Annotated in this window: 15 protein-coding genes, 3 tRNA genes, 4 rRNA genes, 1 other RNA gene and 1 other annotated feature (1 of these 24 cut by a window edge); of the genes, 19 read left to right on the top strand and 4 right to left on the bottom strand. The window is 46.6% G+C overall.

Annotation, left to right across the window (positions count from 1 at the left end; genetic code table 11):
- The first annotated feature begins 26 nt into the window (after positions 1–26).
- Both ACY8D0_RS08175 and rrf read left to right on the top strand, forming a co-directional pair.
- Positions 27–2964, top strand: a 23S ribosomal RNA gene (locus ACY8D0_RS08175).
- Positions 2965–3047: 83 nt separating this feature from the next.
- Positions 3048–3164: ribosomal RNA gene (gene rrf, locus ACY8D0_RS08170) — 5S ribosomal RNA — on the top strand.
- A gap of 278 nt (positions 3165–3442) precedes the next feature.
- On the opposite strand, the gene ACY8D0_RS08165 is transcribed toward rrf, so the two are convergent.
- A complete protein-coding gene (locus ACY8D0_RS08165; RefSeq protein ID WP_462411324.1) occupies positions 3443–4387 on the bottom strand; it encodes a YaaC family protein in 945 nt (314 codons plus the stop codon).
- 107 nt (positions 4388–4494) lie between these two features.
- Between ACY8D0_RS08165 and guaB the strand changes: the two genes are divergently transcribed.
- From guaB to ACY8D0_RS08135, 6 genes are all read left to right on the top strand, one after another.
- Positions 4495–5967 carry an IMP dehydrogenase gene (gene guaB / locus ACY8D0_RS08160; protein WP_462410029.1) on the top strand — a complete coding sequence of 491 codons (1473 nt, stop codon included), beginning with the start codon at positions 4495–4497 and terminating at the stop codon, positions 5965–5967.
- A 207-nt stretch (positions 5968–6174) separates the two neighbouring features.
- Complete coding sequence (locus ACY8D0_RS08155; RefSeq protein WP_462410028.1) at positions 6175–7539, top strand: D-alanyl-D-alanine carboxypeptidase family protein; 1365 nt, start codon at positions 6175–6177, stop codon at positions 7537–7539.
- A gap of 165 nt (positions 7540–7704) precedes the next feature.
- Positions 7705–8586, top strand: coding sequence for a pyridoxal 5'-phosphate synthase lyase subunit PdxS (pdxS, locus tag ACY8D0_RS08150; RefSeq protein ID WP_462410027.1), 882 nt, complete (start codon positions 7705–7707; stop codon positions 8584–8586).
- Between the two features lie 99 nt (positions 8587–8685).
- Positions 8686–9276, top strand: a complete 591-nt coding sequence (pdxT, locus tag ACY8D0_RS08145) for a pyridoxal 5'-phosphate synthase glutaminase subunit PdxT (RefSeq protein ID WP_462410026.1) — start codon at positions 8686–8688, stop codon at positions 9274–9276.
- Between the two features lie 66 nt (positions 9277–9342).
- Positions 9343–9567: a binding site (T-box leader), on the top strand.
- Positions 9568–9802: 235 nt separating this feature from the next.
- Positions 9803–11083 (top strand): serine--tRNA ligase, encoded by a 1281-nt coding sequence (gene serS, locus ACY8D0_RS08140; protein ID WP_462410025.1) that lies wholly within the window; start codon positions 9803–9805, stop codon positions 11081–11083.
- Positions 11084–11178: 95 nt separating this feature from the next.
- A tRNA-Ser gene (locus ACY8D0_RS08135) sits at positions 11179–11271 on the top strand.
- 102 nt (positions 11272–11373) lie between these two features.
- On the opposite strand, the gene ACY8D0_RS08130 is transcribed toward ACY8D0_RS08135, so the two are convergent.
- The 3 genes from ACY8D0_RS08130 to ACY8D0_RS08120 form a co-directional block, all read right to left on the bottom strand.
- Complete coding sequence (locus ACY8D0_RS08130) at positions 11374–12069, bottom strand: deoxynucleoside kinase (RefSeq protein ID WP_462410024.1); 696 nt, start codon at positions 12067–12069, stop codon at positions 11374–11376.
- Positions 12070–12084: 15 nt separating this feature from the next.
- Complete coding sequence (locus ACY8D0_RS08125) at positions 12085–12732, bottom strand: deoxynucleoside kinase (RefSeq protein WP_462410023.1); 648 nt, start codon at positions 12730–12732, stop codon at positions 12085–12087.
- A 217-nt stretch (positions 12733–12949) separates the two neighbouring features.
- On the bottom strand, positions 12950–14233 hold the full coding sequence (locus ACY8D0_RS08120; RefSeq protein WP_462410022.1) for a glycoside hydrolase family 18 protein: 1284 nt from the start codon (positions 14231–14233) through the stop codon (positions 12950–12952).
- Positions 14234–14488: 255 nt separating this feature from the next.
- On the opposite strand from ACY8D0_RS08120, the gene tadA reads away from it, so the two are divergent.
- The 11 genes from tadA to ACY8D0_RS08065 all read left to right on the top strand — a co-directional run.
- Positions 14489–14998 (top strand): tRNA adenosine(34) deaminase TadA, encoded by a 510-nt coding sequence (gene tadA, locus ACY8D0_RS08115; RefSeq protein ID WP_462410021.1) that lies wholly within the window; start codon positions 14489–14491, stop codon positions 14996–14998.
- Between the two features lie 84 nt (positions 14999–15082).
- Positions 15083–15347, top strand: an RNA gene (ffs, locus tag ACY8D0_RS08110) — signal recognition particle sRNA large type.
- 138 nt (positions 15348–15485) lie between these two features.
- Positions 15486–17177 carry a DNA polymerase III subunit gamma/tau gene (gene dnaX / locus ACY8D0_RS08105; protein ID WP_462410020.1) on the top strand — a complete coding sequence of 564 codons (1692 nt, stop codon included), beginning with the start codon at positions 15486–15488 and terminating at the stop codon, positions 17175–17177.
- A gap of 65 nt (positions 17178–17242) precedes the next feature.
- Positions 17243–17557, top strand: coding sequence for a YbaB/EbfC family nucleoid-associated protein (locus ACY8D0_RS08100; RefSeq protein WP_462411323.1), 315 nt, complete (start codon positions 17243–17245; stop codon positions 17555–17557).
- A gap of 88 nt (positions 17558–17645) precedes the next feature.
- Positions 17646–18242, top strand: coding sequence for a recombination mediator RecR (gene recR, locus ACY8D0_RS08095; protein ID WP_462410019.1), 597 nt, complete (start codon positions 17646–17648; stop codon positions 18240–18242).
- Between the two features lie 28 nt (positions 18243–18270).
- Positions 18271–18489, top strand: a complete 219-nt coding sequence (locus tag ACY8D0_RS08090; RefSeq protein WP_462410018.1) for a YaaL family protein — start codon at positions 18271–18273, stop codon at positions 18487–18489.
- A 135-nt stretch (positions 18490–18624) separates the two neighbouring features.
- Positions 18625–18888, top strand: a complete 264-nt coding sequence (locus ACY8D0_RS08085) for a pro-sigmaK processing inhibitor BofA family protein (protein ID WP_462410017.1) — start codon at positions 18625–18627, stop codon at positions 18886–18888.
- Positions 18889–19159: 271 nt separating this feature from the next.
- Positions 19160–20710, top strand: a 16S ribosomal RNA gene (locus ACY8D0_RS08080).
- 93 nt (positions 20711–20803) lie between these two features.
- Positions 20804–20880, top strand: a tRNA-Ile gene (locus ACY8D0_RS08075).
- Positions 20881–20897: 17 nt separating this feature from the next.
- Positions 20898–20973 (top strand) — tRNA-Ala (locus tag ACY8D0_RS08070).
- A gap of 84 nt (positions 20974–21057) precedes the next feature.
- A 23S ribosomal RNA gene (locus ACY8D0_RS08065) occupies positions 21058–21703 on the top strand (it continues 2292 nt past the right edge of the window).
- The 16S and 23S rRNA genes sit together here with 2 tRNA genes alongside, the layout of an rRNA operon.

Genomic DNA, 21703 nt, shown 5'->3' with positions numbered 1-21703 from the left:
CGCCATTTTAGGTTTTAAACCATTTAGGTTAAGTTAGAAAGGGCGCACGGTGAATGCCTTGGCACTAGGAGCCGATGAAGGACGGTACTAACACCGATATGCTTCGGGGAGCTGTAAGTAAGCTTTGATCCGGAGATTTCCGAATGGGGAAACCCGTTGCCCGTAATGGGGCAGCATCTTTACCTGAATACATAGGGTATTGAAGGCATACCCGGGGAACTGAAACATCTAAGTACCCGGAGGAAGAGAAAGCAAACGCGATTCCCTGAGTAGCGGCGAGCGAAACGGGAACAGCCCAAACCGAAAGGCTTGCCTTTCGGGGTTGTAGGACACTCAACATGGAGTTACAAAGGAACGGGGTAGATGAAGCGGTCTGGAAAGGCCAGCCATAGAAGGTAACAGCCCTGTAGTTGAAACTTCGTTCCCTCCTGAGTGGATCCTGAGTACGGCCGGACACGTGAAATCCGGTCGGAAGCAGGGAGGACCATCTCCCAAGGCTAAATACTCCCTAGTGACCGATAGTGAACCAGTACCGTGAGGGAAAGGTGAAAAGCACCCCGGAAGGGGAGTGAAAGAGATCCTGAAACCGTGTGCCTACAAGTAGTCAGAGCCCGTTTATGGGTGATGGCGTGCCTTTTGTAGAATGAACCGGCGAGTTACGATTGCATGCGAGGTTAAGTTGATGAGACGGAGCCGCAGCGAAAGCGAGTCTTAAGTAGGGCGAAATAGTATGCAGTCGTAGACCCGAAACCAGGTGATCTACCCATGTCCAGGGTGAAGTCCAGGTAACACTGGATGGAGGCCCGAACCGACGCACGTTGAAAAGTGCGCGGATGAGGTGTGGGTAGCGGAGAAATTCCAATCGAACTTGGAGATAGCTGGTTCTCTCCGAAATAGCTTTAGGGCTAGCCTCACGAAGTTAGAGTCTTGGAGGTAGAGCACTGTTTGGACTAGGGGCCCCCATCGGGTTACCGAATTCAGACAAACTCCGAATGCCAAAGACTTATCCGTGGGAGTCAGACTGCGAGTGATAAGATCCGTAGTCAAAAGGGAAACAGCCCAGACCACCAGCTAAGGTCCCAAAGTATACGTTAAGTGGAAAAGGATGTGGAGTTGCTTAGACAACCAGGATGTTGGCTTAGAAGCAGCCACCATTTAAAGAGTGCGTAATAGCTCACTGGTCGAGTGACTCTGCGCCGAAAATGTACCGGGGCTAAACGTATCACCGAAGCTGTGGATTGACATCTTCGATGTCAGTGGTAGGAGAGCGTTCTAAGGGCGTTGAAGCTAGACCGTAAGGACTGGTGGAGCGCTTAGAAGTGAGAATGCCGGTATGAGTAGCGAAAGATGAGTGAGAATCTCATCCACCGTATGCCTAAGGTTTCCTGAGGAAGGCTCGTCCGCTCAGGGTTAGTCGGGACCTAAGCCGAGGCCGAAAGGCGTAGGCGATGGACAACAGGTTGATATTCCTGTACCACCTCTTTATCGTTTGAGTGATGGGGGGACGCAGGAGGATAGGGTAAGCGCACTGCTGGTTATGTGCGTCTAAGCAGTTAGGCTGGTGAATAGGAAAATCCGTTCACCGTAAGGCTCAAGCTGTGACAGCGAGGGAAATAGAGTACCGAAGTTCCTGATTCCACACTGCCAAGAAAAGCCTCTAGCGAGATAAAAGGTGCCCGTACCGCAAACCGACACAGGTAGGCGAGGAGAGAATCCTAAGGTGAGCGAGAGAACTCTCGTTAAGGAACTCGGCAAAATGACCCCGTAACTTCGGGAGAAGGGGTGCTTACTGGGGTGAATAGCCTCGGTAAGCCGCAGTGAATAGGCCCAGGCGACTGTTTAGCAAAAACACAGGTCTCTGCGAAGCCGCAAGGCGAAGTATAGGGGCTGACGCCTGCCCGGTGCTGGAAGGTTAAGAGGAGGGGTTAGCTGCAAAGCGAAGCTCTGAATCGAAGCCCCAGTAAACGGCGGCCGTAACTATAACGGTCCTAAGGTAGCGAAATTCCTTGTCGGGTAAGTTCCGACCCGCACGAAAGGCGTAACGATCTGGGCACTGTCTCAACGAGAGACTCGGTGAAATTATAGTACCTGTGAAGATGCAGGTTACCCGCGACAGGACGGAAAGACCCCATGGAGCTTTACTGTAGCCTGATATTGAATTTTGGTACAGCTTGTACAGGATAGGTAGGAGCCTGAGAAGCCGGAGCGCCAGCTTCGGTGGAGGCGTCGGTGGGATACTACCCTGGCTGTATTGAAATTCTAACCCGCATCCCTTATCGGGATGGGAGACAGTGTCAGGTGGGCAGTTTGACTGGGGCGGTCGCCTCCTAAAGAGTAACGGAGGCGCCCAAAGGTTCCCTCAGAATGGTTGGAAATCATTCGCAGAGTGTAAAGGCACAAGGGAGCTTGACTGCGAGACCTACAAGTCGAGCAGGGACGAAAGTCGGGCTTAGTGATCCGGTGGTTCCGCATGGAAGGGCCATCGCTCAACGGATAAAAGCTACCCTGGGGATAACAGGCTTATCTCCCCCAAGAGTCCACATCGACGGGGAGGTTTGGCACCTCGATGTCGGCTCATCGCATCCTGGGGCTGTAGTCGGTCCCAAGGGTTGGGCTGTTCGCCCATTAAAGCGGTACGCGAGCTGGGTTCAGAACGTCGTGAGACAGTTCGGTCCCTATCCGTCGTGGGCGCAGGAAATTTGAGAGGAGCTGTCCTTAGTACGAGAGGACCGGGATGGACGCACCGCTGGTGTACCAGTTGTCTTGCCAAAGGCATCGCTGGGTAGCTATGTGCGGACGGGATAAGTGCTGAAAGCATCTAAGCATGAAGCCCCCCTCAAGATGAGATTTCCCATAGCGTCAAGCTAGTAAGATCCCTGAAAGATGATCAGGTTGATAGGTCAGGGGTGGAAGCACGGTGACGTGTGGAGCTGACTGATACTAATCGATCGAGGACTTAACCAAGTCATATTTGAAAATGCGAACTCGTTTTACAAAAGTTTCTTCTGATTACCCAGTTTTGAGAGAATGATTTCTCAATAAAATAGTCTGGCGGCGATAGCGAGAAGGTCACACCCGTTCCCATACCGAACACGGAAGTTAAGCTTCTCAGCGCCGATGGTAGTTGGGACGCAAGTCCCTGTGAGAGTAGGACGCTGCCAGGCAATAGGAAAAGGCAACCTGTATGGGTTGTCTTTTTTGTGCATATATAGCGAAGTGCCGGTGAACCAATCAAAAACGCCGGTAAGCAATATACGTGCGTGCGCTATAGAGAGCCATTTTATTCAAAAAAAATAACTGTTAAGTGTACCGTACAAGTCAAAACAGATTTGAATTCATGCCAAAATGTCCTTCATACCACCATGAAGGACATTTTTACAGGATTACAAACGAAACTTTGCCTATTATTAAAATTACATGGGAAATTTATTTAAACATTCCCCTACTGCCTCATCAAATATTGATAAACCAAAAAAGGCCCTTTTTCTAAAGTAATTTGAAGAAAGGAGGAAATAAACGGATAGTCACCATTCGGCATCATCTTGATGAGTTCACTCCACCATTCTGTCTCATAACGGGCAATCATGCTTAAGTTATACAGCAGCAAATAATGAATCAACAATTCAGGAAACAGAAACCATTTCGACCTAGACAACGGGAATGCCCACACTTGCCCCTCCAGATTGTACTTTAATGGCGGCACTTCCGATAACAAGTCATGCTTTAACTGAATCCGAAGCCCTTGATCGGATATCTCAATTTCGTCACTGAATTTGGATGCAAGAAAATCCCGGAATCGATTCTCCGTCATATGGTAATGGTCCAATAGATCATCCGGAATTGTATATTGTTTTCCGTCCCATTCTAGGTTTTTAAAGGTCTGCTTTCCTGTATGCAAGAAAAATAAGTCATCTAGTTCAGGAATGACTTGCAACAGCTCCTCCATAATCACCTTTTCTCCATCCATTTGTTTCATCATGAATAACTTTTCCGACATAAATGGAAAGAGACCATTTTTTTGCAGCTTCACCTCGTCCTGAAAAAACAGGTAGTTTTGTTTCTTCCGTTTACGGGTTGATACCCCATGGGCCAATACGGCTGTCGTCTCCGGATAGGACGGGTCCACTGTGAGGATACAGGCCTTAATCAAATGCACCAAACCGTAGAAAAGCAAGATGGGTTTTATGATTAATGGGGCTTTTTCCGCCTGCTCATAATAAATTTGCCCATGTTCCAGATAATAAAGAAAGGCATAGCCATTTTCATAGCTCTTGGATTCCGCCTGTTCTATCTGGCGTCTTTGATAGCATTTTTTTAGAAAACGTTGACAGTATTCGGCTGAGAAAAATCCAGCATAACTTTTCCAGCCTTTATAAGAGGTCACCACAGCTAAATCACCTTTTTCAGAATAATCAATATAATGCTTCTTCCTTGACAGTATTTTGTCCAATTGGTAACCTACAAATAAAATTTTTTGTCCTGGGGGCTGTTAAAATGTGGGAAAGTAAGTTCGCTAAAGAAGGATTAACGTTTGATGATGTATTGTTGATTCCGGGCAGGTCTGAAGTTCTTCCAAGAGATGTCAGTTTACAGGTTGAATTATCGCCTAATGTTAAGCTTAATATTCCGATTATAAGTGCCGGCATGGATACCGTAACGGAATCGGAAATGGCAATTGCCATGGCCCGTCAAGGCGGACTGGGGATTATTCACAAAAACATGACGATTGAACAGCAGGCAGAACAGGTTGAAAAGGTTAAAAGATCAGAAAGTGGCGTCATCACTGATCCGTTTTTTCTCACACCGGAACATCAAGTTTTTGATGCCGAGCATCTAATGGGAAAATACCGGATATCCGGGGTGCCAATCGTCAATAACCTCGAGGAGCAAAAGCTAATCGGTATTATCACAAACCGGGATCTTCGCTTTATTCAGGACCAAGATTATTCGTTTAAAATTGCCGATGTGATGACCAAGGAGCATCTGATTACGGCCCCTGTCGGCACCACTTTAAAAGAGGCGGAAAAAATTCTCCAAAAGTATAAAATTGAAAAGTTGCCTTTGGTGGATGAAAATGGTGTGCTTAAGGGATTAATCACAATTAAAGATATCGAGAAGGTCATTGAATTCCCTAACTCCGCTAAAGATCGTCAAGGCCGGTTATTAGCTGGAGCCGCTGTTGGTGTAACGAAAGACACCATGAAACGTGTTGAGGCCCTTGTCAAGGCGAATGTGGATGCTATTGTTGTCGATACGGCACACGGCCATTCTAAGGGCGTACTCGACACTGTCAGGGAGATCAGGGCGGCATATCCAGAATTAACAATCATTGCAGGGAATGTGGCAACAGGTGAAGCCACCAAAGCATTAATTGAAGCCGGAGTAGATGTCGTAAAAGTGGGGATTGGACCTGGCTCGATCTGCACAACACGGGTAGTTGCTGGTGTCGGTGTCCCGCAAATTACCGCTGTTTATGATTGCGCGACTGAAGCAATGAAGCATGGAAAAGCCATTATTGCGGATGGCGGTATCAAATATTCTGGTGATGTTGTAAAAGCAATAGCGGCAGGCGGACATGCGGTTATGCTTGGCAGCATGCTTGCCGGTGTTACCGAGAGCCCAGGGGAGACTGAGATTTTCCAAGGACGCCGCTTTAAGGTATACCGCGGTATGGGATCGGTTGCTGCCATGGAAAAAGGCTCGAAGGATCGTTATTTCCAAGAAGATGCCAAAAAATTTGTGCCTGAAGGAATTGAAGGGCGCCTTCCATATAAAGGGCCGTTGGCTGATACCATCTATCAGTTGGTTGGAGGATTGCGCTCAGGCATGGGCTATTGTGGAACGAAGGATATTGAGGAACTACGCACTAAATCACAATTTATCCGCATGACGGGTGCTGGTCTAAGGGAAAGCCACCCTCATGATGTGCAAATCACAAAAGAAGCACCAAACTATTCATTATCCTAATAAAATGGCTGACGCTTTGTCAGCCTATTTTTATGACCAGGGAAATAACGCTAGTAGTGCATAGGAGGAAATGAACGTAAGCAGAAAGTCCCATGCCTATTATTTAAAACTAGTAATTTTGGAAATAAGATGGTTCATTGCTCTGTCTATGAATTGTCAGTGAGTTATGTTAAAATATGCAAAGTGTAATAATTCGTTGGAGGGCGTATGATCGTGAATAAATCAATTTTCAAGAAAACGTTAGCCGGTGCCTTGGCTATTCTGCTGTTACTTAGCCCAATTGCCGGTTTGGATAAAGCGCAAGCAGCAGCACAATTAAATATAAACGCTGACGGAGCCATTCTGGTTGATGCCCAATCAGGCAAAGTGTTGTATGAAAAAAATGCTGATACTGTACTAGGCATTGCCAGCATGACAAAAATGATGACCGAATATCTTTTGCTGGATGCGATTAAGCACGGGAAGGTAAAATGGGATCAGGAATATAACGTGAGTGATCTTGTTTATAAAATTTCTCAAAGAACTGACCTGTCCAATGTTCCTTTAAGAGCGGATGGAACCTATAAAATCCGCGAACTATATGAGGCGATGGCGATATACTCCGCCAATGGGGCAACCATTGCTATTGCGGAAACGATTGGCGGGTCGGAAACAAACTTTGTTAAAATGATGAATGAAAAAGCTGAAAAATTGGGATTGAAGGATTTTAAATTTGTCAATTCCACTGGTTTAAATAATGCCGATTATAAAGGCATGCAGCCGGAAGGGGGCGGGGCTGATGAAGAAAACGTCATGTCCTCCCGTGCAGTAGCAAAATTGGCCTTCCATTTGATTAACGAATACCCTGATGTGCTAAAAATCGCAAGCACTCCTAAAAAGACGTTCCGCGAAGGAACAACTGACCAAATTAACATGATTAACTGGAACTGGATGCTTCCTGAATTGGATTATGGCTATAAAGGCGTGGACGGATTGAAGACCGGCACCACTGATTTTGCCGGCTATTGCTTCACTGGCACAGCCGAGCGTGATGGCAAACGGTTTATTACAGTTGTCCAGAATGCCAAGGATGCCAGCGGTTCAGGTGGTTATAAAGCGCGTTTTGATGAAACAAAGAAAATGTTTGACTATGCTTTTGCCAATACGACCAAAGAGCAAATTGTCCCTAAGCATTATCAAGTAAAAAACAAAAAGACCCTTCCTGTAACAAAAGGGAAAGACGGTCAGGTTAAAATCTATACCAAGTCAGCCATCAACATGGTCATCCCTAATGGGGAAAAGGATAATTATAAAGCCGTGTTGGTCCTTGATAAGGACAAGGTGAATGCAAAAGGTCAACTGTCAGCCCCTATCAAAAAGGGTGAAAAGGTTGGTTACATTAAGTTAGTGCCGAAAAATGGCGAGAAAGTCAGCTTCCTGACAGAAGAAGGACAAAAGAAAGTGCAAGCAGACGTGGTTGCTGCTCAAGGTGTTGAGAAAGCCAACTGGTTTGTGTTAATGATGAGAGGTATCGGCGGCTTCTTTGGAGATGTCTGGAATGGAATTTCCTCCACTGTTAGCGGTTGGTTCTAGTAAGTGAATACTGGTAAGCCTAGAAACGGGTTCCTAACTTGACAGGAGCCCGTTTTTGTTGCTTAATGATTTTATGGAATCTACTAATTCCGACTAATTTAGACGGATTTTGCAATGTATAAGTAGAGTTTTCTTAATTTTTTTAATACAAGGGGGATTAAAGAAATGAAAACTGGTACGGATCGAGTAAAACGCGGTATGGCAGAAATGCAAAAAGGCGGCGTCATCATGGACGTTGTTAATGCGGAGCAAGCAAAGATTGCAGAGGAAGCAGGCGCAGTCGCAGTAATGGCGCTTGAGCGGGTTCCATCTGATATTCGTGCTGCCGGCGGAGTTGCTAGAATGGCAGATCCTAGAATAGTAGAAGAGGTTATGAATGCTGTTTCCATCCCGGTTATGGCGAAGGCACGCATCGGCCATATTGTCGAAGCACGTGTCCTTGAAGCGATGGGTGTGGACTACATTGACGAGAGTGAAGTTCTGACTCCTGCTGATGAAGAATTTCATTTAAATAAAAGAGAATATACAGTGCCATTTGTTTGCGGCTGTCGTGACCTAGGAGAAGCCGCCCGCCGGATTGGTGAAGGGGCATCCATGCTTCGTACCAAAGGTGAGCCAGGAACAGGCAACATCGTGGAAGCTGTTCGTCATATGCGTAAAGTAAATGCACAGGTTCGCAAAGTCGTATCGATGAGCGAAGATGAATTGATGACAGAAGCCAAACTGTTAGGTGCACCCTATGAGATCCTTCTGGAAGTCAAGCGCAACGGCGGGCTTCCGGTTGTAAATTTTGCTGCAGGCGGAGTGGCTACACCTGCAGATGCTGCGCTAATGATGCAGTTAGGAGCAGACGGAGTGTTCGTAGGATCTGGTATCTTTAAATCCGAGAACCCTGCCAAATTTGCGAGGGCTATAGTGGAAGCTACTACACATTATCAAGATTACAAACTGATTGCTGAACTTTCTAAGGGCTTGGGCACTCCGATGAAGGGGATTGAAATTTCCTCACTGGCACCTGAAGCAAGAATGCAAGACCGCGGCTGGTAATAGCAGACAGACATTCTATAAGACTGAAACCTGCCTTCTATGGGGAGCTCATGGAGCCTAACAGCATGACTGAAACCAGCTAATAAAGAGGTGATGTTTATGATTAAAATTGGTGTTCTCGCTTTACAAGGCGCAGTCCGTGAACATATTCAATCATTAGAGGCGTGCGGCGTCGAGGCATTCGCTATCAAGCATAAGGAAGAACTGCAAGTGGTGGACGGTCTGATTCTGCCGGGCGGTGAAAGCACCACAATGCGGCGTTTAATTGATAAATATGACTTTATGGATGAGCTGAAAAACTTTGCTGCGCAGGGCAAGCCGATGTTTGGCACCTGTGCCGGCCTGATACTAATGGCCAAGAATTTAGTCGGTTACAGTGAGCCGCACATTGGTGTGATGGACGTTACGGTCGAACGCAACTCCTTTGGCCGCCAGGTCGATAGCTTCGAGGCTGACCTCGCGATTAAAGATGTGGCGGAGAGTTTTCCGGGGGTATTCATCCGGGCGCCTCATATCGTGGAAGCGGGAGAGAATGTGGAAATCCTTTGCAAACATGATGGGCGCATTGTGGCCGCAAGGGAAGGGCAATTCTTGGGATGCTCATTCCATCCGGAACTGATAGATGACCACCGCTTGACGGCATACTTTGTGGAAATGGTCAAAGCTGCAAAAAATACGCAGTCCGTATAAATGGGTTGCTTTTGGCTAACAATTATAGTAAATTATTAAAAAAGCGGAAATCACCGCTGTTATATCGTTAAAGCAATGAGAGGAACTAGTAGCAGGATGTTTATTCTAAAGAGAGCCGGTGGTGGGTGTGAACCGGTGGATAAGGCTTGTGAATCCCTCCTCGAGCAAGGTACGGAATATCTCATGCTCATGAGGTTAGTAAGTACTTTCGGGTAAAAACCGTTAAATGGTTCAAGGTGGACAGCTTGCTGTCAACCAGGGTGGTATCGCGGGTTAAATCTCGTCCCTGTTTTAGGGACGGGATTTTTTTATTTTTTGGCTGTAATATCATGTGGGCTTTTTGTAACCAGTTGATGGGAGTGGAAGGCACGAAGACTCCTGCGGGAGTACGGAACAGGGGAGACCCCGCAGGTCTTCAGCACCGAGGAGGCTCCCCGTAACGCCCGCGAACCGCTTGTGCCCGGAGCAGAAATCAAATGCCAAGTTTTTACACAGTCTATTTTGAAAAAGAACAGGAGTGTCTCAAATGTTGGATCTAAAGTATCTAAGGGCTAATTTTGAAGAAGTTAAAGAAAAACTGCAGCATCGCGGCGAAGATTTAACTGATTTCGGCCGGTTTGAAGAATTGGATGTCAAACGCCGGGAGCTGATTGTCGAATCAGAAAACCTGAAGAAAAAAAGAAATGAAGTCACCCAGCAAGTGGCTGCATTGAAACGTGAGAAACAAGATGCAGAACAGCTCATACTGGAAATGCGCGAAGTCGGCGATCAGATCAAAAAGCTAGATGGGGAGCTAAGAGAGGTAGAAGAGACACTCGAACTATTATTGCTCAGCATTCCAAATATCCCGCATGAAAGTGTTCCGGTTGGGGATACTGAAGAAGAAAATGTGGAGATTAGAAAATGGGGCGAGGTTCCTGAGTTTGGCTTTGAAGCAAAGCCGCACTGGGACATTGCTGACCAGCTGGGAATTCTTGATTTTGAACGTGCCGGAAAAGTTACCGGAAGCCGGTTTGTCTTTTACAAAGGCCTCGGGGCCCGCCTCGAGCGTGCGTTGATGAGCTTCATGCTCGATTTGCATGTGGATGAGCATGGCTATACCGAGATTCTTCCGCCATACATGGTCAATCGGGCCAGCATGACAGGAACAGGCCAGTTGCCAAAGTTTGAGGAGGATGCCTTTTTAATTGAAAGCGAAGATTATTTCTTGATTCCGACAGCAGAGGTGCCTGTCACCAACTATTACCGCGACGAAATCTTAAGCGGTGAGAACCTGCCTATCCGCTTTGCGGCCTACAGCGCATGTTTCCGTTCCGAAGCGGGATCGGCTGGCCGTGACACAAGGGGCTTAATCCGCCAGCATCAGTTCAATAAAGTCGAGCTTGTGAAATTTGTTAAGCCTGAAGACTCCTATGCGGAGCTTGAAAAATTAACCCATGATGCCGAGCGTGTGCTTCAGCTGCTTGAGCTTCCGTACCGTGTTTTAAGCATGTGCACGGGTGACCTTGGCTTTACAGCCGCGAAAAAGTATGACATTGAAGTTTGGATTCCAAGCTATGGCATATACCGTGAGATTTCTTCTTGCAGTAACTTTGAGGCGTTCCAGGCAAGACGGGCAAACATCCGTTTCCGCCGCGACCCGAAAGCCAAGCCGGAACATGTTCATACACTAAACGGTTCTGGCCTTGCGGTAGGCCGCACGGTCGCTGCTATTTTGGAAAATTACCAGCAGGAAGACGGCAGTGTCGTGATTCCAAAGGTACTTCGTCCATATATGGGCAATCGTGAGGTTATTAAGCCGAATTAATCGGCATTGGGGCTGTCCAAAAATGGACAGTCCCGTCCATTCGATATCCATGTTGACATTATAAAAAAGATATGGTAAATTATCATTTGTTGTACGGAGGAATACCCAAGTCCGGCTGAAGGGATCGGTCTTGAAAACCGACAGGCGGGTTACACCGCGCGGGGGTTCGAATCCCTCTTCCTCCGCCATCAATTCATTAAACACGCGCATAAAAACTGGAGATAAAAAACCGTTGCAGAGGATTCTGCAGCGGTTTTTTTTTCTAAGAATAGAAAAGCACATATTGGCCATTACCCAATATGTGCTTTCGAAATGAACAGGATTTCATTCAGTTTTTCCTCAACCTCACGGCAAACACGCTTGGCATCGTGAGGATTTTGAACCACATCGGTATGGTCCATATCGATGACCAGCACTTCACTGGCATTATAATGGCTGGTTACCCACTCATCATAGCCCTTCCAAACTTCAAAGTAATATTCCTTCAGTTCTGGGTTGATTTCGAAGCTGCGTCCGCGCGACATAATCCTGTCGATTACTGTTTCAAAGGAGCCTTTTAAATAGACCATTAAATCTGGAGCTTTTTTGGGAAGTTCATTTAATTCTTCCAACATATTATCTACGAGGTCTTCATAAATCTTAAATTCCAGTTCGGAAATCCGGCCCAAGTTCTTATTCACATAAGCAAAGTACCAATCTTCGTAAATGGAGCGATCCTGAATGGTGTAAATGGGGTTTTTCCAGTTAACGCAGTCCTTAACCGTTTTAAACCGTTTGTTTAAAAAGAACAGCTGCAACAGGAATGGAATCCGTTTGGCATCCAATTCTTCCGGTGTCAGTTCATAATATAGCGGCAAAATCGGATTGTCATCGACCGACTCATAAAACACCTTACTGTCCATTCCCTTTTGTTGAAAGTGGCCTTTTAACAAATCAGCCACGCTTGTTTTCCCAAGGCCAATCATACCACCGATAACGATACTCACAAACATCCCCCAGTTCTATAATATATTGGTCCAGCTGCTTGCTTTAAGCGCTGATGATAGTCTTTCGATAATATGGTCCAAATCTTGTTCACTTTTGACGAAATCCAACTCATCACCATTAAAGCGGAGAACTGGAATGTCCGGATGCTCTTTTTCAAAAATAGAGAGAGCTTGTTCATAATCGAGTGAAAGCTGCTCCAAATAAAGCGGACTAATATTTTTTTCGATTTCCCGGCCGCGCAGCTGGATGCGGTTTAGCAATGTATCCAGACTGGCATTTAAATAGATAATGACATTCGGCTTCGGCATATCCTCTGTTAAAATCTGATAGATTTTATAATATTTTTTGTACTCAGCCGCATTTAATGTCCTTTGGGCAAAAATCAAATTTTTAAAAATATGATAATCAGCGACAACCGCTTTGTTTTGGCTCAAGTAATGGGTGTTGATATCCCCTAATTGCTTGAAGCGATTGCAGAGAAAAAACATTTCTGTCTGAAAACTCCACTCCTCGATATTTTCGTAAAATTTCCCCAAGAATGGATTTTCATCGACAATCTCTTTTAAAAGAGCGAATTGAAACCGTTCTGAAATGGCTTTTGCAAGAGATGTTTTCCCCACACCAATCGGCCCTTCAACGGTAATAAAGGGTGTCTCCCCCATGTGATGCTCCTCCTTCTCCAACTGCCTGTACATTCTATAATAAGCCGATCTTCTGAGAGACATTTTTCTTCTTATTTTTTACAAAATTCCTCAGAATGCGACAAATTTTTATAAGACACAAATGTTATTTTATCATAATCTATGGCAGGAAGGGATATGGAAAATTTAATATATGAAAAAACTGCCGGGCGCCCGGCAGTTAAATAAATCCTCCTATTTATCTTTTGGTGACGTTAAAGTTTTCGACGATCAACAGCCAGTTTTGCGGGAAGGCGAGGCCCAGTTTCCAATAACTCATCCCCCGGAGATTCATTGATTTAATCAGGTCAAACTTAGCCTGAATCGAACGGGCATCCTCAAACCAAACCTCGTGCTGCTTTCCGTCCTCCGCCCGATACCTGAAGAATGGGGCTTGGGCGCGTGTATTATATTCAATCGGCACATTATGCTGGGCCGCTAGTTGAATCGCCTGCTGCGGACTGACTGCCCTCGCCACCGTTCCCTGGACAAACGGCAGAGTCCAATCATAGCCGTACAAATTTTGGCCCATCAAAATTTTGTTGGAGGGGATTTCGGTCACCGCATAATCCAAAACCTTTTTTACCTGATCAATCGGGGAAACAGCCATCGCAGGGCCGCCGCTGTAGCCCCATTCATACGTCATGATGACAACAAAATCGACAATTTGACCGTGGGCCCGGTAATCATGGGCCTCATACCATCTGCCTTTTTGCGTGGCGCTTGTTTTTGGTGCAAGAGCGGTTGATATAAACCAGCCTTGCTGGGAAAACTTTTGTTTCGCTTTTCTTAAAAAGTTGTTGTAAGCCTCGCGGTCGGCTGGGCGAAGGTACTCAAAGTCAAAGTGAATATCGCGGAATCCATACCGGTTTGCGGTGGTAACGATGTTGTTTAGGAAACGGTCTTGAATTTCCATATTGGTCAGTAATATCCGTCCCAGCTCATCGCTGAATTGGTCATTCTCCTGATTGCTGATGACCATCATTAATACATTTCGGTTGGCTCTGGCGATAGCAGGAAAGTTGTTAAGCAACGGAGCCTTTAAGGTGCCGTCGCGGCCCACCTGAAAACTAAACGGGGCTAAATAAGTCAAATATGGCGCGGCCTCACGTGCGCTCTGTTCAAGTGCCGGGGCAACCGTCGTGCCGCGCGGTTCTACATATCCATTAAACTCCGCATTCCGTTTGGTCCCTTGGGGAATATACAGGCGTAATCCGGCCTGAAGCTGTTGATTGGCTGGAATACCGTTGACTCTGGCAAGCTCTTGAGCAGAAATGCCATACCTTCTCCCAATAGAGGTTAAAGACTCGCCGGGCTGTACGAAGTGGAACCGGCCTACAATGGGGATCACCATTGATTGTCCAACGACCAGGTTATTGGGATTTGGAAGGTCATTCGCTTCCACGATATCATTAACGGTGGTTTGGTAGGCTCTCGCAATGGTTGTCACGGTATCGCCTTGTCTAACGACATGGATTTGCATTCTCATCCCTCCTTAGCAAACTGGCGCTACAACCATTCTATGAGCCACAGTTATAAATCATGATATAATGAGAATAATTTAAAGAAGCGGAAGCGCCATGGTCAGCGCTCGACAGGCCTCCTCCAAAAAGCTATCGCTTTTTGTTCGTGCGATGTGGATGTTGCGATGCTTTCCTGTGGAGAGTGAAGGACACTAGGCATTAGGGCGCTGGAGCTGGACAATTAAAAGAAGCGCGGTTTGAAGGGGCCAATTGGGATGAATGACTTGGATGAACTTTTTATGAGGGAAGCAATAAAGGAAGCAAAAAAGGCTGAGGAAATAAATGAAGTACCAATTGGGGCTGTGATTGTCCATGATGGAAAAATTATTGCCAGAGCCCATAACTTACGGGAAACTGAGCAAAATTCGCTTGCCCATGCGGAACTTCTTGCCATTGAAGGGGCCTGTAGAGAAATGGGGTCTTGGAGGCTGGAGAACACCACGCTTTATGTCACCCTTGAACCATGCCCGATGTGTGCTGGCGCGATTATGTTATCCCGTGTGGAGCGGGTCGTGTACGGTGCGTCAGACCCTAAGGGCGGCTGCGCGGGGACGCTGATGAATCTCCTTGACGAACCCCGGTTTAACCATCAATGCATGGTTGTAAAAGGGGTGTTGGAAGAAGCATGCGGCCAAATGCTGTCGGACTTTTTTCAAAAGCTAAGGCAACGAAAGAAACAGGAAAAGAAGTTGCGCAACGAACAGGCTATGAACGATTTACAGTAATTTACAATCAATAACAATTGCTTTTTTTATGGATTGTTTGTATACTTAAAAGGCGTCAGATACGACGCGTGAAACACAACTTTGCCGTGCTAGGTGGGGAGGTAGCGGTGCCCTGTACCCGCAATCCGCTCTAGCGGGACTGAATCCCTTCCTGAGGCTGATGGCCTGTAGGGTCTGCCTTAAGTAAGTGGTGTTGACGCCTGGGTCCTGCGCAATGGGAATCCATGAACCATGTCAGGTCCGGAAGGAAGCAGCATTAAGTGGACTCTCTCATGTGCCGCAGGGGTGCCTGGGCCGAGCTAACTGCTTAAGTAACGCTTATGGGCGTCAGTCGAAGGAAGGTGCACGGCAGTACATATCGAATAATAAAACTCATCTCTTGCTTAGGGATGAGTTTTTTTATAAACATAGAGGATACGCTTTGAAATCTAGAAAATAGTTGGGCTATAATGGATTAGATGAGAAAGAATGAAGGGAGCGGTGTCGCGTGTCTTATCAAGCATTATACCGTGTTTGGCGGCCTCAAACATTTATGGATGTAGTAGGACAGGAACATGTCACCAAGACATTGCAGAATGCTCTGCTTCAGCAGAAGATTTCTCATGCTTATCTATTTTCCGGTCCACGGGGAACAGGGAAAACAAGCGCGGCTAAAATACTGGCAAAGGCGATTAACTGTGAGCATGCTCCGACAGCCGAGCCGTGCAACGAGTGCGCGGCGTGCCGGGGTATTACCGATGGGACAATTTCGGATGTATTGGAATTTGACGCCGCATCCAACTCACGGGTGGAAGAAATGCGGGATGTACTGGATAAAGTAAAATTTGCCCCGACATCCGTCAACTATAAGGTGTACATTATCGATGAAGTGCATATGCTGTCGATTAGTGCTTTCAATGCCCTGTTAAAAACTTTGGAAGAACCGCCTAAGCATGTTATTTTTATTTTGGCAACAACCGAGCCCCACAAAATTCCGTTAACGATTATCTCCCGATGTCAGAGGTTTGATTTTAGGCGAATCACAGCAGGATCGATTGTCAATCGGATGAAGCTAATCGTGGAAGAGTCAGGAATTGCTTGCGACGAGTCTGCTTTGCAGATGATCGCCAGGGCAGCAGAGGGCGGAATGCGTGATGCCTTAAGTTTACTCGATCAGGCGATTTCTTACAGCCAGGACCAGGTGACCCTGGAGGATGCATTAACGGTTACTGGGTCAGTCTCTCAAGGCTTTTTAAATACAATCGCTGTTGCTTTTCGGGAGAAAGACGTTGCCAGCGGTTTGGAATCCTTGCATGAGCTGTTATATCACGGAAAAGACCCATCGCGGTTTATTGAGGATTTAATATTATATTACCGTGACATGCTCCTGTATAAAACAGCACCGAATCTGGAGGAATCCCTTGAGCGTGTCATGCTTGATGATGATTTTCGAAATTTGGCAGAATCAACACCTGCCGGGCATATCTATGATTTGATCGATATGCTCAATAAAACGCAACAGGAAATGCGCTGGACGAACCACCCGAGGATTTTCCTTGAGGTAGCCATTGTGAAGGTGTGTCAGATGGAACAAAAAGCGGAAGCGCAGCAGGTCTCGCCGGGACAGACGGAGCAACTGTTATCCCGGATTGAGATGCTTGAAGCGGAACTCCACCACCTGAAGGAAACTGGTGTTTCAGGCCCCGGGCATGAACCGGCCCCACAACAGCAAAGGGCAGCCCAACGGCCATCAAAACGGACTTTCCAGCCGGCTACAGGCAAAATAAATGAGGTATTGAAGCATGCAACCAAAGGTGACTTGAATATCATAAAAGCAAATTGGGGAGAAATGCGCACGGGACTCTTGAAATCCCATGCTGCCTTGATTAATGAAGCAGAACCGGTTGCCGCTTCGGACAATGCATTTATATTAAAATTCAAACATGAAATTCATTGCCAAATGGCGATGGACAAACATGATTTTCTCGAAGCAGTCTCCGCCTCCCTCCTTAAACTGACAGGCAGAAGGCTTACACTGTTAGGTGTTCCTGAAGACCAGTGGTCATCCATTAGGGAAGACTTCTTAAACAGCCACCATGGCGAGTTGGAAGAAGGGCCGATCCAGGGACAAGAAGAAGAACCCCATATTATGGAAGCAAAAAAATTATTTGGGGAAGAATTTGTGGAAATCATTGATTGATTACTGTATATGTTAAAGTACGAAATCTAATTGGAGGTAATGGAATGAAACGCGGTGGAATGGGAATGGGTAATATGGGCAATATGCAAGGCATGATGAAGCAGATGCAAAAAATGCAGAAGCAAATGCAGGAGGCACAAGAACAACTGGGCCAAGAGAAAGTCGAGGGAACAGCCGGGGGTGGTATGGTGACGGTGGTGGTTACCGGCCATAAGGAAATCGTTGATGTGCAAATCAAACCCGAAGCGGTTGACCCAGATGATGTTGAAATGCTGCAGGACCTTGTATTGGCAGCTGTCAATGATGCCTTAAAGAAGGCAGATGAACTGACAAATAATACAATGGGCCAATTTACAAAGGGAATGAACTTGCCATTCTAATAAATGACTAGCGGGGTGTCTGGGGACTTTAGGTGTATAGCGCTAGAGTCAAGGCACCCTTGCTTGTTTAGAGAGGAAATAATCGAACATGCATTATCCTGAACCTATATCAAAGCTGATTGACAGTTTTATGAAGCTGCCAGGAATTGGACCAAAGACCGCCTCCCGTCTGGCTTTTTTTGTCTTAAGCATGAAAGAGGATACTGTCCTCGATTTTGCTAAGGCGTTAATTGATGCTAAACGTAAACTTACCTATTGTTCCGTCTGCGGGCATATAACGGATCAGGATCCTTGTTATATTTGTGAAGATATGCGGCGTGATAAGAGCATAATATGTGTAGTACAAGATCCTAAAGATGTGATAGCAATGGAAAAAATGAAGGAATACAACGGCCTTTACCATGTTCTCCACGGGGCAATCTCTCCTATGGATGGAATCGGCCCGGAGGATATTAATATCCCTGGATTATTAAAACGACTGCAGGATGAAACTGTTCAAGAGGTAATTCTAGCAACAAATCCCAACATTGAAGGGGAAGCTACTGCGATGTACATCTCCCGTTTGCTCAAGCCATCAGGCATTAAAACAACACGGATTGCCCACGGGTTGCCCGTAGGCGGAGATTTGGAATATGCCGATGAAGTAACCTTATCAAAGGCATTGGAAGGCCGAAGGGAATTATAAGAAATTAATTTTTGCCGGGGGGATGGCCATGTTTTTTCGGCGCAAGGGACGGCTGCGTAACGAATTTGATGAAAAGGTATTATCACAGTTAAACCATTATAAAGAAAAGTGGCAACAGGAAAAGAGCCTGCTGGAAAAAAGCCTCGATCCCTCTGAAGATGTGATTTGCCAGACAAAAATAGCCGAAGCAAAATATATTCTTCTGTTAAAGGAAGCAAAATATCGGAAGGTTAATTTGCGAAGGTAAACCAATAAACCAAGTATGCGACAAAGAGATGACTCTAAGCACAAGGAAAGCTGTCAGGAGTCATCTTTTTTGGTCTATTTGTCCTGGCTTGTACATAGGTTTTAATAAAAGTCGTCTTTGAAGGAGGATCGTTTATTGGAACCTGTACTTGTCATTGCTGTTTTAGGCGGGTTAGTTCTTTTGTTATTAATCACGGGTGCTCCTTTTAAGCCCTTAAGGTTTATTGGGCAGGCTGCAATAAAAATTGTTATAGGGGCTTTATTATTATTCTTTTTAAATACGGTGGGAAACAGATATGGCATTCATGTTCCCATTAATTTGTTTACATCTGTCCTTTCTGGATTTCTAGGAATTCCAGGTGTATTTGCCCTAGCCGCCATTCAGCATTGGGTCTTATAAAGACCGCTGTTAAATCGGCGGTTTTATTTTTTTAAAAAAGTATTGACGATATTAGGGATATCATGTAATATATTAAAGGTCGTCACAAGGACGGCAGCTAAACAAACTATTGTTGTTGACAACAACAACGTAGAAATGTTATATTAGTATAGTCGCTGGTTGCGATGGATAGATTGATCTTTGAAAACTAAACAAACGAATACGTCAACAATAAACATTCGTTTCTTTTGAAACGAAGCCAACGTTTTAACTTTTATGAGCTATATCAACTTTCTTGGAGAGTTTGATCCTGGCTCAGGACGAACGCTGGCGGCGTGCCTAATACATGCAAGTCGAGCGAATCTTAAGGTGCTTGCACCTTTTGGTTAGCGGCAGACGGGTGAGTAACACGTGGGCAACCTACCTGTAAGACTGGGATAACATCGGGAAACCGATGCTAATACCGGATAATTTCTTTCCTCACATGAGGAAAGGCTGAAAGTCGGTTTTTAGCTGACACTTACAGATGGGCCCGCGGCGCATTAGCTAGTTGGTGAGGTAACGGCTCACCAAGGCGACGATGCGTAGCCGACCTGAGAGGGTGATCGGCCACACTGGGACTGAGACACGGCCCAGACTCCTACGGGAGGCAGCAGTAGGGAATCTTCCACAATGGACGAAAGTCTGATGGAGCAACGCCGCGTGAGCGATGAAGGCCTTCGGGTCGTAAAGCTCTGTTGTTAGGGAAGAACAAGTATCGGAGTAACTGCCGGTACCTTGACGGTACCTAACCAGAAAGCCACGGCTAACTACGTGCCAGCAGCCGCGGTAATACGTAGGTGGCAAGCGTTGTCCGGAATTATTGGGCGTAAAGCGCGCGCAGGCGGTCCTTTAAGTCTGATGTGAAAGCCCACGGCTCAACCGTGGAGGGTCATTGGAAACTGGGGGACTTGAGTGCAGAAGAGGAAAGCGGAATTCCACGTGTAGCGGTGAAATGCGTAGAGATGTGGAGGAACACCAGTGGCGAAGGCGGCTTTCTGGTCTGTAACTGACGCTGAGGCGCGAAAGCGTGGGGAGCAAACAGGATTAGATACCCTGGTAGTCCACGCCGTAAACGATGAGTGCTAAGTGTTAGAGGGTTTCCGCCCTTTAGTGCTGCAGCTAACGCATTAAGCACTCCGCCTGGGGAGTACGGCCGCAAGGCTGAAACTCAAAGGAATTGACGGGGGCCCGCACAAGCGGTGGAGCATGTGGTTTAATTCGAAGCAACGCGAAGAACCTTACCAGGTCTTGACATCCTCTGACACTCCTAGAGATAGGAATTTCCCCTTCGGGGGACAGAGTGACAGGTGGTGCATGGTTGTCGTCAGCTCGTGTCGTGAGATGTTGGGTTAAGTCCCGCAACGAGCGCAACCCTTGAGATTAGTTGCCAGCATTCAGTTGGGCACTCTAATCTGACTGCCGGTGACAAACCGGAGGAAGGTGGGGATGACGTCAAATCATCATGCCCCTTATGACCTGGGCTACACACGTGCTACAATGGATGGTACAAAGGGCAGCGAAGCCGCGAGGTGAAGCCAATCCCATAAAACCATTCTCAGTTCGGATTGCAGGCTGCAACTCGCCTGCATGAAGCCGGAATCGCTAGTAATCGCGGATCAGCATGCCGCGGTGAATACGTTCCCGGGCCTTGTACACACCGCCCGTCACACCACGAGAGTTTGTAACACCCGAAGTCGGTGGGGTAACCGTAAGGAGCCAGCCGCCTAAGGTGGGACAGATGATTGGGGTGAAGTCGTAACAAGGTAGCCGTATCGGAAGGTGCGGCTGGATCACCTCCTTTCTAAGGAATATGCAGTCCTTACGGACTGATAAGACGTTGACCTCTGTTTTGTTTGTTTAGTTTTGAGGGACCAATCCTCAATAGTTTAAATGTGGGCCTATAGCTCAGCTGGTTAGAGCGCACGCCTGATAAGCGTGAGGTCGATGGTTCGAGTCCATTTAGGCCCACCATTTTATATTTTCATAACGGGGCTTTAGCTCAGCTGGGAGAGCGCCTGCTTTGCACGCAGGAGGTCAGCGGTTCGATCCCGCTAAGCTCCACCAAAATCGTTCTTTGAAAACTGGATAATCGTATAGAAGAAACCAAGTAAAACCGAGTAATCGCCATTTTAGGTTTTAAACCATTTAGGTTAAGTTAGAAAGGGCGCACGGTGAATGCCTTGGCACTAGGAGCCGATGAAGGACGGTACTAACACCGATATGCTTCGGGGAGCTGTAAGTAAGCTTTGATCCGGAGATTTCCGAATGGGGAAACCCGTTGCCCGTAATGGGGCAGCATCTTTACCTGAATACATAGGGTATTGAAGGCATACCCGGGGAACTGAAACATCTAAGTACCCGGAGGAAGAGAAAGCAAACGCGATTCCCTGAGTAGCGGCGAGCGAAACGGGAACAGCCCAAACCGAAAGGCTTGCCTTTCGGGGTTGTAGGACACTCAACATGGAGTTACAAAGGAACGGGGTAGATGAAGCGGTCTGGAAAGGCCAGCCATAGAAGGTAACAGCCCTGTAGTTGAAACTTCGTTCCCTCCTGAGTGGATCCTGAGTACGGCCGGACACGTGAAATCCGGTCGGAAGCAGGGAGGACCATCTCCCAAGGCTAAATACTCCCTAGTGACCGATAGTGAACCAGTACCGTGAGGGAAAGGTGAAAAGCACCCCGGAAGGGGAGTGAAAGAGATCCTGAAACCGTGTGCCTACAAGTAGTCAGAGCCCGTTTATGGGTGATGGCGTGCCTTTTGTAGAATGAACCGGCGAGTTACGATTGCATGCGA

It is taken from the genome of Neobacillus camarae, assembly GCF_054950115.1.
This window is presented reverse-complemented; position numbering and strand designations above follow the sequence as displayed.

Bases quoted from the DNA above. Each gene is read 5' to 3' on its own strand.
- tadA (WP_462410021.1), top strand. From the start codon at position 14,489: ATGAATGACTTGGATGAACTTTTTATGAGGGAAGCAATAAAGGAAGCA.
- serS (WP_462410025.1), top strand. From the start codon at position 9,803: ATGTTGGATCTAAAGTATCTAAGGGCTAATTTTGAAGAAGTTAAAGAA.
- pdxS (WP_462410027.1), top strand. From the start codon at position 7,705: ATGAAAACTGGTACGGATCGAGTAAAACGCGGTATGGCAGAAATGCAA.
- recR (WP_462410019.1), top strand. From the start codon at position 17,646: ATGCATTATCCTGAACCTATATCAAAGCTGATTGACAGTTTTATGAAG.
- guaB (WP_462410029.1), top strand. From the start codon at position 4,495: ATGTGGGAAAGTAAGTTCGCTAAAGAAGGATTAACGTTTGATGATGTA.
- ACY8D0_RS08125 (WP_462410023.1), bottom strand. From the start codon at position 12,732: ATGGGGGAGACACCCTTTATTACCGTTGAAGGGCCGATTGGTGTGGGG.
- pdxT (WP_462410026.1), top strand. From the start codon at position 8,686: ATGATTAAAATTGGTGTTCTCGCTTTACAAGGCGCAGTCCGTGAACAT.
- ACY8D0_RS08090 (WP_462410018.1), top strand. From the start codon at position 18,271: ATGTTTTTTCGGCGCAAGGGACGGCTGCGTAACGAATTTGATGAAAAG.
- ACY8D0_RS08155 (WP_462410028.1), top strand. From the start codon at position 6,175: ATGATCGTGAATAAATCAATTTTCAAGAAAACGTTAGCCGGTGCCTTG.
- ACY8D0_RS08100 (WP_462411323.1), top strand. From the start codon at position 17,243: ATGGGTAATATGGGCAATATGCAAGGCATGATGAAGCAGATGCAAAAA.
- ACY8D0_RS08120 (WP_462410022.1), bottom strand. From the start codon at position 14,233: ATGCAAATCCATGTCGTTAGACAAGGCGATACCGTGACAACCATTGCG.